Below are 1,012 nucleotides of genomic sequence, written 5' to 3'. Positions count from 1 at the left end.
CCCCATCGGATTGCGCCAGTCGAGGAACTGACGCAGCCCGGCCAGCGAGCGCATGTCCGGGGCCAGGCGCAGCAGGGCTTGAACGCCTCGGGTCAGGCGAGCGTCATCCTCGGGCGGGAGCGGGCCGTGCCCGTCTTGCTGGATCAGGGCGGTGAGCCACTGAACCAGGAAGGCGACCGATTCAGGGGTGTTGTCGAGCGCCTTGAGGGGCGCCAGGCCGCTATCCCGCCCTGCCCTCACCACCAGATAGCGGCCGCCGACAGCACGGCACAGCAACTCGCCGCCCCGGTCCTTGTCGAAGAATACCACCGCGCCGTTGCGCGCCGCGAAATATTGCGGGAACAGCGCCAGCAGGAACAGCATGAACGTGGTCAGGAACAGCATGAACGTGGTTTTGCCCTGGCCGATCTTCCCGAAGATCGCCGTCATGCCGACATCCTCGACATGGGGCACGTAATCATAGGCCGTGCCCGCCGTGGTGCGGAAGCGCGCCATGGCCGGCCCCCACTTGCCGGCACGCTGGCCGCGCGGAAACGCCTCGAAGCCGGAGAAGGCCGCGAAATTGCGCGTGGTGATGGTGCCCGGCCGGGTGCGCCACTTTCTGTTGCCCGGCAGTTGCGCGAAATAGGCGGCTTCCAGCCCCGCACTCTCTTGCGCGACGACGCCGCCACTATTGGCAATCACAGTGCGGGTTAAGCCGGACAGCCGATCCAGCTCCTCGATCGTGTCCGCATAGACCGTCAGCGAAAAATGATGCTCGCCCATGGCGATTTTGCCCGAAGCAAGATGGTCTTGTGCGTCCGCAAGGTCACTGATCTGCGACTTGGCTTTGTCATTCGCGGCCGTCATCTGGGCGGATTTCAGGCCAAGCCGCTTTTCGGAGGTGTGCCGTGCGTGAAAATCGAAGGTGTGAACCATCACCACCGGGCACGGCAGGGAAAAGACCCCATCATACATGCCGGCATAGGTCTCAGACGGATATTCACGATAGCCGAAGATCGCGCCGAACCGG

1 pseudogene is annotated in these 1,012 nt (G+C 64.1%); it reads right to left on the bottom strand.

Features of this window, described 5'->3' with window-relative positions:
- Positions 1-1,012: pseudogene (locus B7Z76_RS16310) on the bottom strand (type IV secretion system protein VirB4); the annotation flags it as partial.

This window comes from Acidiphilium sp. 20-67-58, assembly GCF_002255515.1.
Taxonomy (GTDB): Bacteria; Pseudomonadota; Alphaproteobacteria; order Acetobacterales; family Acetobacteraceae; genus Acidiphilium.
The sequence above is the reverse complement of the archived record's forward strand: the minus strand, read 5'-3'. Positions and strand labels throughout refer to the sequence as shown.